This window comes from Micromonospora sp. NPDC005087, assembly GCF_042872965.1.
GTDB lineage: Bacteria > Actinomycetota > Actinomycetes > Mycobacteriales > Micromonosporaceae > Micromonospora.
Window position 1 is genome coordinate 415,612 of sequence record NZ_JBIALB010000005.1, and the last position, 10,016, is coordinate 425,627.

Below are 10,016 nucleotides of genomic sequence, written 5' to 3' on the forward strand. Positions count from 1 at the left end.
GCAGTGCCATACGCTGACTACCCTATGAATTGCCATGACTACTCCTGAATCGGACGCGCCCGGAGGCGGCCCGGTCGCCGCGTCGACGGCGCAGGGCGATGGCGTCCGTGCGGCCGGCAGCGGCAAGCGGGCCGATCTGGCCGCCGTGCTGAGCTTCGTGGTGCTCGGCTTCTGGGTCACCGGGCGGCTCTGGCTGGAGCCGGGCAGCGGGGTACGGGACAACCGCTCCGATCAGTCGCAGTTCGAATGGATGATGGCGCACGGTGCACGGGTCGTCACCCATTTCGCATATCCGTTCCATTCGGACCGGATGAACGTGCCGGACGGCGTCAATCTCATGGCGAATACATCCGTATTATCCGGTTCGCTGCCAATGACACCGGTCACCGTGCTCCTCGGACCGCGCGCGGCATTCCTGCTCTTTCTCACCGCTGGAATGATTGCCACCGCCACGGCCTGGTACTTCCTGCTTTCCCGGGTCCTGATCGGCGCCCGCGGGCCGGCTTGGCTGGGTGCCGGCTTCTGCGCGTTCGCGCCGGCCATGGTGTCGCACGCCAATGCGCATCCGAACATCGTGTCGCAGTTCGTGGTCCCACTGATCATCTGGCGAACGCTGCGGCTGGGCGAGCCGGGCCGCTGGCTGCGCAACGGGGTGCTCCTCGCGTTGGTGATCGTCTGGCAGGCCTTCCTCAACCTGGAGATCCTGCTGATGACGGCGATCGGGCTGGGCGTGATCGTCGGCGCGCTCGCCCTCGGCCGCCGGGAGCTGCGATCGCGGGCCCGGCCGTTCCTCGCCGGTCTGGCCGTCGCCGCCGGGGTCGCCGGGCTGCTGTTGGCGTACCCGCTCTACGTCCAGTTCTTCGGGCCGGGCGCGTACTCCGGGCTGTCCCGCCTGATCCGCGGCTATTCCAGCGACCTCGCCTCGTTCGTCGCGTACTCCCGGGAGTCGCTTGCCGGCAGCCCGCGTACGGCGGCGAGCCTGGCCAAGAACCCGACGGAGGAGAACAGCTTCTTCGGGTGGCCGCTGCTGGTGTTGGTGATAGCCCTGGTCTGGTGGCTGCGCCGCTCGGTCGTCGTGCTCGGGCTGGCCGCCCTCGGGCTGCTCTTCGCGGTGCTCTCACTGGGCCGGGTGATCCGGTTCGCCGGCAGGGGCACCGGCGTGCCGGGGCCCTGGGCGGCGCTGGAGAATCTGCCGGTCCTGCACTCGGTGGTGCCGACCCGGTGGGCCCTGGCGATCACCCCGATCATCGGGCTGCTGCTCGCCTACGGCGCCGAGCGGGCGCGCGAGTTGGCCCAGTCGCAGCCGGTCGCTCGACGGCAGATCCGCTTCGTCACGGCCACCGTGCTCACGATGGCCCTGCTGCCGATCCTGCCCACCCCGCTACCGGTGGCCCGCCTCGACCCGGTCCCCGCCTTCGTCACCAGTGGGGCCTGGCGGCCGTACGTGGCCGGCGGGCGCAGTGTGGTGACCCTGCCGCTGCCGGACACCAACTACGCGGAGCCGCTGCGCTGGTCCGCAGCGACCCGATTGGACATGCCCCTGGCCCGCGGCTACTTCCTCGGCCCGGACACCCGCCGGAACGCCGAGAAGCCGCGGATCGCGCTGTTCACCGCACCACCCCGCCCCACCAGCAGCTTCTTCGGCACCATCCGGCGCACCGGCGCGGTGCCGCCGATCACCCCCCAGAGCCGGGTGAAGGCGGTCGACGACCTGCGCTACTGGCGGGCCGGTGTGGTCATCCTCGGGCCACAGGAGTACGAGGCGGCACTGCGCCGGGGGATGACCGAGCTGACCGGGATCCAGCCGATCTTCACCGGCGGAGTGTGGGTGTGGGACGTGCGGCCGTTGACCGACTGACCGAGGCTCAGGCCTGGCGGACGCAGCAGCCCTGGCAGACCTTCGGGCTGGGCAGCGTGAAGGCGAGGCAGCAGGTGCGCCGCTGCACGCTCGGCTCACCGGTCGGCCCCGGCACCAGCTCGACCAGGTCCGCCAGGTCGAGCGCGCCGAGCAGGGTGTCGATCGTCTGCACCGTCGGGCCGGGCAGCCCGTCCGCGGCCCGCAGGATGCCGTGCGAGATGCCGGAGGCGACCGAGCCGAGCAGCGTCCGGGTGCCGACCCGGACCTCCGCCTGGATCGCCGCGATGAGCGGGGCCAGGTGGGCGTCGAGGAGCGAGGCGCGCAGCGCGGCCAGCAGCTCCGCTTCGCCGGCGACGACTCGCACCTCCGGGTGGCCGGCCAGCGCCAGCGGGTCGTTCGGCAGCACCGCCACGGTGGTGCTGCGGCGCAGACCCAGGGTGAGCAGCGGCCGGTGGTCCTCGAAGTGGATCAGCACGTCGGACGGGTCGAGCAGCGGCACCCGCCGGGCCGAGGCCCAGCCGAGCACGACCGGCAGCGCCGTCCAGTAGCTGTACGACTTCCAGGCCAGCGCGGCGCAGGCGTGCGGCGTGCCGCCCCAGCGCAGTGTGGCGGCGTGCAGCAGATCGGGCAGCCGGCTGCCGTCGATCAGGGTGGTCGCGGGCGCCCAGCCGAACTCGTCGTCGACCAGCAGGCCCGGTGCGAGCCCGGGAAGATTGTCGGTGCCGAACATGGCACGCAGTGCCGCGGTGACGGGGGCGAGCGGCGTGGCGGTCACGTCCCGCCTCGGCATCACCGCTGTCACCGTGTCATCCCCCGTCCGCGTGACCGAGGAGCACCTCGGCGGACGACCCTGCCGTCCTGAGCTAAGGCTAGCCTAACCACACGCGTAGGTCTAAGGGAAGCCTCACCTGAGCCGTATCGGGAGGTCAGGGTCACTCCGCTCCCGGCGGGAGCAGCGCTCCGCCCCGGCCTTCTACCCGGCCGCGGCCTCGGAAAACACCGGCGCAGGATCGATGTCGGTCGGTGGATTGTCAAGCGAAGTGTCGGCAAGGTGGCAGATGTGTGTGCGTACGGGCACGGAACGTGAAACTGATACTCCCGGCCACGAGGAAGCCGATGACGACCTCCCCCCTCGAACGGGCTGCCGACTCCTTCGCGGCCGAGCTCGCCCGGCAGCGGACCGGGCGGGGGCTGTCCAAGAAGCAACTGGCCGTCCTGATGGGGTTCGACCCGTCCTACGTCAGCCACGTCGAGGGGCGCCGGCACCGCCCGACCGAGGACTTCGCCCGCCGCGCCGAGGCCGTCCTGGAGGCCAGCGGCGCGATCTGGCAGCGCTTCCGGGAGTACGACGAACTACGGCACGCCCGCGCCGGTCAACAGCACCGCGAGCCGCACCTGCCCGGCCAGTGGCTGCCACCCGGCACCGGCCTCGTCGTGGAGCGTGAACTCGCCACCCTCACCCACACCGACGACAGCTACCGGTGCGTCATCCACCGTGAGCTCTACAACGCCGGCACCGAACCGATCAACCGCTACCTGGTCCGGGTCGCCGTCGACCGCTACCCGAACGACCCCGGTCGCTCCAACCGGCACCACCGCGAGCACCCGCTCACCTTCGCCGAGCTGCAACTACAGGCCCGCCGGGACGACGGCGGCGGTGACCAGGAGCCGATGCACTGGCGGGCGAAACACGACCGGGACGCGTTCAAGGAAATCTGGCTGCTCTTCGAGAACAGCGAGCGGCGCTTCCCGCTCTACCCCGGTGACCGGGCCACCATCGAGTACGCGTACTCCGTCGGGCAGGAGAAGTGGGGTCCCTGGTTCCAGCGGGCCGTGCGGCTGCCCACCCGACAGCTCGCCGTCCGCCTGGACCTGCCGGCGGCGCTCGACCCGCAGGTCTGGGGGGTGGAGACCTCGCTCTCGGCGGAGGAGGGCCCGCTGCGAACGGCGCCGCAGCGCCGCGACGAGGGCGGCCGGGCGATCTTCGACTGGCAGACCGAGGACCCACCGCTGAACGCCCGCTACCGCATGCAGTGGCGATTCCGGGCGCGCCCGGACACCGACCCGGACGTCGGCCCCGGCGGGGCCCGGGTCCGGCCCAGCGACCGGATGCGCGGGCTCGGCATCGTCCAGCGCGGCGCCGACCTGCTCCGCCAGCGCGGCCGCCCGTTCGACCTGCCCGCTGAGGAGCAGGTCGCCCGGGAGGTGGTCGACCGGCTCAGCACGGCCCTGGCCCGGCTCGACGAGCTGCATCCGTTCAGCAAGGGGGTCGGCGTCGCCGCCCCGCAGCTCGACATCGGTCGGGCGGCGGCCGTGGTGCGGCCCCCCGACCGCTCGGCGGAGCCGGTCGTGCTGCTCAACCCCCGCGTGGTCGACGCCGACCCGGACACCGACGAGCAGTACGAGGGCTGCCTCTCCTTCTTCGACCACCGTGGCCTGGTGCCCCGGCCGCTGCGACTGGACGTGGAGCACGCCCAGTGGGACGGCAGCCGGATCATCACCTCGTTCGAGTTCGGCATGGCCCGGCTGGTCGCGCACGAGATCGACCACCTGGAGGGCCGGCTCTACGTGGACCGGATGGCGCCCGGCGTGCCGCTGGTGCCGGTGGAGGAGTACCGGGAGACCGGGCACCCCTGGCGCTACTGAGACAGGGGCGGGACCGGGGCGCGTGCCCCAGGGGGCAGGGGCACGCGCCCCGGTGTGCGGGGAGGAACGCCTAGAGGTCACCGAAGGTGTCGTAGCGGATGTGCGGCGGCGGCACCTCGTCCGCGGCCAGCACCCGCAGCGTGGACCGGACCATCCGAGCCGACCCGGAGACGTAGCAGTCGTGCGTGGTCCACGGGCCGTACCGGGCCACCACGTCCGGGATGTCACCCAGCTCGCCGTCGAAGTCCGGGTCCTCGCTGCACGCCGCGCTGACCGACAACCACGGGTGTACGGCGACCAGCTCCTGCAACCCGGCCAGGCCGTACAGATCCGCTGCCTGCCGGGCGCCGTAGAAGACGTGCACCCACCGGGTGCGGTTGTAGCTGGCCACCTCCTCCACCAGCGCCTTGATCGGTGCCAGCCCCACCCCGCCGGCCACGCAGAGGATGTCCCGCTCCGAGGACCGGTCAAGCGTCATCGACCCCATTGGCGCCGCCAACCGGAGCAGGTCACCCGGCCGCACCCGGCGGACCAGCGCACCGGACACCCAGCCGGCCCCGGACGACCGCACGTGGAACTCCAGCACGTTGTCGTCGTTCGGGGCGTTCGCCACCGAGTACGTCCGCCACACCCGAGGGTGGTGGCGCGGCACCTCCAGGCTCACGTACTGGCCCGCCCGCCACGGCAGCGGATGCTGCAACGCCCGGCAGGTCAGCACGGCGGTGTCCGGGCCGTACCGCTCGTGGGTCAGCACCTCGGCGTGCCAGAACGGCGGGTTCTCGTCGTTCGCCGCCCCGGCGAGCATCTTCGCCGAGATGGCCGCGTACGCGTCCGTCCACGCCTGGTCGTACTCCAGGTTCCAGCCGTCGCCGGCGGTGCTGCGCAGCGCGTCCAGCAGCGCGACTCCCATCGTCTTGTAGTGCTGCTCGTCGACGTGGTACTTGCGGTGGTCGCGGCCCAGCGCCCGGAGGAACTCGTCGAAGCTCTCCGGGTCGTCGACGGTGTGGATCGCCGTGATGATCGCTTCCAGCAGACGGTCGCCCTGGCCGGTCATCTGCACCGGGAAGAGCTGCCGAAGGGCAGGGTCGAGCAGGAACAGCCGGGCGTAGAAGTGGCTGCTCAGCCGGACCCGGTCCTCCTCGACCAGGGTCCAGCTCTCTTTCAGCAACCGCGCGACGTTGTCCACGGGGGCGCTCCTTCTCCAGACGGCAGCGGATCGGGTGCCCATAGAATCTCCACGGAGCGTGCTCACCGGTCGCACAGAATGTGCGATCGGTTCATGCCGGCCGGTCGGCCGTGCCACCGGCGCCGCCCGTCGGGCAGAGTGGTGCGGTGACCGTTGAGCTGACCCGCCCGGTGTCCCGCCGGCTGCTGGGGACCGAGACGCTGCTGGTCCTCGGCCTCTCCCTCGGCCAGTCCGCGGTCTACGCGGTGGTCTCGATCATCGCGAAGCTGACCGCCGACGGTCCGCTCTCCAAGCAGACCGCCTCGCTGAACACCTCCGCGTCAGCGAGACCCTGGCTGGACCTGACGTACCAACTGCTCGGCATCGTCTTCGCGCTGCTGCCGGTGCTGCTCGCCGTACACCTGCTCAGCCGCGACCCCGGCGACCCGGCGCGGACCCTCGGCCTGGACGCCCGGCGACCCGGCCAGGACCTGGCGCGTGGCGCCGGCCTGGCCGCGCTGATCGGCCTGCCCGGGCTGGCCCTGTTCTGGGTGGCGGCGCAGCTCGGCATCAACGCCACGCTGGTGCCGGCCTCGCTGCCGGAGGTCTGGTGGGCCGTCCCGGTGCTGATCCTCGCCGCCGTGCAGAACGCCGTGCTGGAGGAGGTGATCGTGGTCGGCTACCTGGTCACCCGGCTGCGTCAGCTCCAGTGGCGGCTCGGCGCGATCATCGCGGCCAGCGCGCTGCTGCGCGGCTCGTACCACCTGTACCAGGGCTTCGGCGCCTTCGTCGGCAACGCGGTGATGGGCGTCGTGTTCAGCTACTTCTACCTGCGTACCCGGCGGGTGATGCCGCTGATCATCGCGCACACGCTGCTCGACGTGGTCGCCTTCGTCGGCTACGCGCTGCTGCCCCGGGACTGGTTCACCTGGCTCTGACCGGTCGGCCCGCCACATCGGCCGGCGACGGCCGGTAGGCGGCCACCGCCCGGGCCGCGAGCCGGTCGGCCGCCGCCGAGTCGCCCAGCGCCGCGGCGAGCACCGCCGCACCCGGCAGCAGGCGGGACGCCAGCCGCAACGCCAGCCACCCACCGGCCTGCGCCGTGAGCGGCGCGGCCAGCCGCCACGCGGCCTCCGCCGCCCGCGGCCACGTGCCCTCGACCGGGTCTTCCGCCGTCCCGACCGCGGCCAACGCGGCGCGCGCGCTCTCCGCATCCGGGTGCACCTGGGTGAGCACCAGCAGCTCGACCGCCCGGTCGGGGTGCGCGGGATCCCGGCCGTACGCCGCCGCCAGGTGCAGCACCAGGTTCGAGTGCGTCCAGAGCACCGAGGCCAGCTCGGCCAGCGGCGCGAAGAGCCCGGCCAGCGCGGCGGCCGCCCCGCCCGCGCCCGCCGCGCGGACGAACCGCCGGGTGGCCAGGCGGGCCAGGCCGTCCGCTTGGGCGTCCGGGTACCGGGCCCGCAGCCGCCCGGCCCAGTCGGCCGCGCCGGGGCCGAGAGCCCGCACCGCGGCCAGGGCCAGCAACTCCGGCGCGAAGCCGGGATGGTCGAGCAGGTGCGCGGTGACCGCCCGCAGCTCCGATTCGGGGGTGGTCTCTTGGGCCGTCGGGGTGGTCTCGCCGGCCACGACCGCGGACGGCGGCTGCTCTGCCGGGGTCTGCTCCGCTGGTTGTCGCGGTGCGGGGGCGGCCTGCTTCGGGGCCGCGTTCTTCCGGGGACCTGCCGCCCGCTTGGTCGGGGTCGTGGTGCGTTTGGTCGGGGTGGCCGCCGCCTCGGTAGAGCGCGCGGCGCGTCTGGTCGGCCCGGCAGCCGGAGTGGCCGGGGTCACGTCGGCGCCCGGCGATGTCGTGGCGGTCCCCTTCCCGGTCGAGGTGCCGGCTGCTTTCCGGGGGGCGGCCTTGCGGGCCGGGGTGGCCCGGGCCTTCGGCGTCCGGGTCGGCGTACCAGCCGGTTGCTGCGGGCCGCCCTCGGGTGCTCGCTCATCCGCCGGAGCCGCTGTGCTGCCCGGGTCGGTTGCCGCGGCGTCGGTTGGCTGGTCGACCTCCCCGGAACTGCCCGAGCGGCTCGGCTGGTCCGCGCCCGCCGCCGGACCGGGCTCGTCGACGCCCGTCGTGCCGCCGCTCGTCCCGGCTTCCTCGTCATTCCTGCTGGCGGCAGGGACCGGTTGGCGGGGAAGGGGGCGGTCCGGCTCCGGTGGCTGGAAGAGCACCGCAGGGGCGGGCTTGGCTCGTCGAGGGCGCTGGGCGCCGGGGGTGGCCGGTGCCGCGGCCGGGTCGGACCCCGGCACTGCCTTCTCCACGGACTGCTCGGCGGCCGTCGGCGGAGTGAAGGTCGGCCGTGGGGGGCGTCGGCGCGCGCGGTCAGCAGGCTCTCGGCGGGTCGGCTCGGCGGGCGGCTGCTCCTGCATATCGATGGAGCGTAGTCCCGATCACGCTGGCGCACAGCGTGGAAACACGGGGCCGGCGGCCTCGGTGGGCGTACGTCGGAAGTCGCTTTGCTCCCGGTGGGTGGCGACCTGTATCCTCGGGCGCGGTGGTCTACGGGCCACCAGGGAGACTTCGCCTAGTCTGGTCTATGGCGCCGCACTGCTAATGCGGTTGGGGTCTTAAAGCCCCTCCCGGGTTCGAATCCCGGAGTCTCCGCGCGAAAGCCGGGTGTGTACACTGGCTGAGCACCTGCGCCCGTAGCTCAATGGATAGAGCATCTGACTACGGATCAGAAGGTTAGGGGTTCGAGTCCCTTCGGGCGCACAGACAGCCCCCTAGCAGGCCTAACAGCCGCTAGGGGGCTTCTTCTTGTCTAGGCGTAGGCGTGTACAGAACCTTACTTTCAGTGCATGACCAAGATCAACTTCCTCCACATCAACGCCTACGAGCGTGACCTCAAGATCCGTAACCGCAGCCCTCGCACCGCCCAGAACTACCGGGAGACCCTGCTCCAGCTCTCGGCCTTCGTAGACGAGGCAGACCTCCTGGAGCTGAGCCGTGGCTCGGTCGAGGGCTACATCCTCCACGTCCTGGAGACGCGCTCGGCCGCTTCCGCCTCGGGCCGGTACCGAGCGCTCCGGGCCTTCTACAACTGGGCAGTCCGGGAAGACCTCATCCCCTCCTCGCCAATGGCGAAGATGACCCCGCCGAAGGTCGTTGAGAAGCCGATCCCGGTAGTGCCGGACGAGGCGCTGAAGATCCTCCTAGCCGAGTGCTCCGGCACAGACTTCGAGAGCCGCCGCGATACCGCGATCATCCGCCTGTGGTGCGAGCCCGGGTCGCCTCGGGTTAGCGAGGTAGCCGGCATGGCTGTCGATGACATTGACCAGGTGCTCGACCTCGTACGGCTGCTCGGGAAGGGCTCCCGGATTCGGGTCATCCCCTACGGCGCCAAGACCGGGCAGGCCCTCTACCGCTACCTCCGGGCGCGGAAGGCCCACCCGCTCGCCGCCGAGGGGAGCGGCTACGAGGACCGGCTGTGGCTCGGAGCGCGCGGTAAGCCCCTCACCGCCTCGGGCCTCTATCAGATGTTGGAGCGTCGGGCCCGGCAGGCCGGTATCGGGCACATCCACCCGCACCAGCTCCGGCACACGTCCGCCCACAACTGGCGGGTAGCCGGCGGGAGCGAGAGCGACGCAATGGTGCTGTTCGGGTGGATCTCCCCGGAGATGCCCCGCCGGTATGGGCGCTCCGCCGAGGTCGAGCGAGCCCAGATGGCCGCCCGACGGATCTCCCCCGCAGACCGGCTTTAGCAGGAGAGGGAGGGTAGCCAAACCTGCACAAATTGGACAAGACTCCCTAGCAGGAGTGTCCACATTGGACGCGCCCCGCCGCCGCTCAGGCGAGCGGGGTGCCGTCGTAGGGAGGTAGGTCCGATGAGCCCGATGGATCACGCGCGCTGGCTGAGCCCGCCGGAGGTTCCCCCGTGCCCTCGGTGGTGCGTTAAGGGGCTTCTCTGCCGCGAGGACGGGATGCACGCCTCCCGGCCCGCTCCGGCCAACACGTCCGACGCAACCGCCCCTATCCGCGTCTGGCTAGAGCAGCGCCACCGCCCGGCGGACGCCAGGCCGATGGTCGTGATTGAGGTATCGGAGGGGAGTGGAGAGGTCCGGTACTTCTGGCTGCCGATCGAGCAGGCCCGACAGCTCGCCTTCCAGATCCGCCGCATAGTGGACTGGTCGAAGAGGGGTTAGCACTGTACAGCAGGTTAGTGCTCCGAAAAATTGCACATTTTTGAGGGGTCAGTCCGATACTCGTGCCCGCCACTGAAGTGATCTCAACAAGATTCGGGTAGGTAGCGGTACTCGAAGTGCGTGAGATGAAGTGCGGCGCGGACGGTCGCGCCCATTCTGCCGGGGCTG

8 protein-coding genes and 2 tRNA genes are annotated in these 10,016 nt (G+C 71.7%); 7 read left to right on the top strand and 3 right to left on the bottom strand.

Features of this window, described 5'->3' with window-relative positions:
- Nucleotides 1-34 precede the first annotated feature (34 nt).
- Entirely contained in the window at nt 35-1,858 is a 1,824-nt protein-coding gene (locus ACFYPS_RS15860) for a hypothetical protein (RefSeq protein WP_387325132.1), read from the top strand.
- A 7-nt stretch (nt 1,859-1,865) separates the two neighbouring features.
- Here the strand turns inward: ACFYPS_RS15860 and ACFYPS_RS15865 are convergent, their stop codons facing one another.
- Complete coding sequence (locus ACFYPS_RS15865; RefSeq protein WP_387325192.1) at nt 1,866-2,648, bottom strand: IucA/IucC family C-terminal-domain containing protein; 783 nt, start codon at nt 2,646-2,648, stop codon at nt 1,866-1,868.
- Between the two features lie 326 nt (nt 2,649-2,974).
- Between ACFYPS_RS15865 and ACFYPS_RS15870 the strand changes: the two genes are divergently transcribed.
- Complete coding sequence (locus ACFYPS_RS15870) at nt 2,975-4,504, top strand: peptide deformylase (RefSeq protein WP_387325133.1); 1,530 nt, start codon at nt 2,975-2,977, stop codon at nt 4,502-4,504.
- Nucleotides 4,505-4,574: 70 nt separating this feature from the next.
- Here ACFYPS_RS15870 and ACFYPS_RS15875 read toward each other — a convergent pair whose 3' ends face one another.
- Complete coding sequence (locus ACFYPS_RS15875) at nt 4,575-5,690, bottom strand: globin domain-containing protein (protein WP_387325136.1); 1,116 nt, start codon at nt 5,688-5,690, stop codon at nt 4,575-4,577.
- Nucleotides 5,691-5,836: 146 nt separating this feature from the next.
- On the opposite strand from ACFYPS_RS15875, the gene ACFYPS_RS15880 reads away from it, so the two are divergent.
- Complete coding sequence (locus ACFYPS_RS15880; protein ID WP_387325139.1) at nt 5,837-6,607, top strand: CPBP family intramembrane glutamic endopeptidase; 771 nt, start codon at nt 5,837-5,839, stop codon at nt 6,605-6,607.
- On the opposite strand, the gene ACFYPS_RS15885 is transcribed toward ACFYPS_RS15880, so the two are convergent.
- Entirely contained in the window at nt 6,594-8,075 is a 1,482-nt protein-coding gene (locus tag ACFYPS_RS15885; protein WP_387325142.1) for a hypothetical protein, read from the bottom strand. The genes ACFYPS_RS15880 and ACFYPS_RS15885 overlap by 14 nt on opposite strands.
- Before the next feature lie 144 nt (nt 8,076-8,219).
- Here ACFYPS_RS15885 and ACFYPS_RS15890 point away from each other — a divergent pair.
- From ACFYPS_RS15890 to ACFYPS_RS15905, 4 genes are all read left to right on the top strand, one after another.
- Nucleotides 8,220-8,310: transfer RNA gene (locus ACFYPS_RS15890), tRNA-Ser, on the top strand.
- Between the two features lie 35 nt (nt 8,311-8,345).
- Nucleotides 8,346-8,418 (top strand) — tRNA-Arg (locus ACFYPS_RS15895).
- An 86-nt stretch (nt 8,419-8,504) separates the two neighbouring features.
- Complete coding sequence (locus ACFYPS_RS15900) at nt 8,505-9,407, top strand: tyrosine-type recombinase/integrase (protein WP_387325145.1); 903 nt, start codon at nt 8,505-8,507, stop codon at nt 9,405-9,407.
- A gap of 132 nt (nt 9,408-9,539) precedes the next feature.
- A complete protein-coding gene (locus ACFYPS_RS15905) occupies nt 9,540-9,848 on the top strand; it encodes a DUF6907 domain-containing protein (RefSeq protein ID WP_387325195.1) in 309 nt (102 codons plus the stop codon).
- The last annotated feature ends 168 nt before the right edge of the window (nt 9,849-10,016 follow it).

What these genes read in the sequence shown, in the direction of transcription:
- ACFYPS_RS15870 (WP_387325133.1), top strand. Translation starts at nt 2,975, where the DNA reads ATGACGACCTCCCCCCTCGAACGGGCTGCCGACTCCTTCGCGGCCGAG.
- ACFYPS_RS15900 (WP_387325145.1), top strand. Translation starts at nt 8,505, where the DNA reads ATGACCAAGATCAACTTCCTCCACATCAACGCCTACGAGCGTGACCTC.
- ACFYPS_RS15865 (WP_387325192.1), bottom strand. Translation starts at nt 2,648, where the DNA reads ATGCCGAGGCGGGACGTGACCGCCACGCCGCTCGCCCCCGTCACCGCG.
- ACFYPS_RS15885 (WP_387325142.1), bottom strand. Translation starts at nt 8,075, where the DNA reads ATGCAGGAGCAGCCGCCCGCCGAGCCGACCCGCCGAGAGCCTGCTGAC.
- ACFYPS_RS15905 (WP_387325195.1), top strand. Translation starts at nt 9,540, where the DNA reads ATGGATCACGCGCGCTGGCTGAGCCCGCCGGAGGTTCCCCCGTGCCCT.
- ACFYPS_RS15860 (WP_387325132.1), top strand. Translation starts at nt 35, where the DNA reads ATGACTACTCCTGAATCGGACGCGCCCGGAGGCGGCCCGGTCGCCGCG.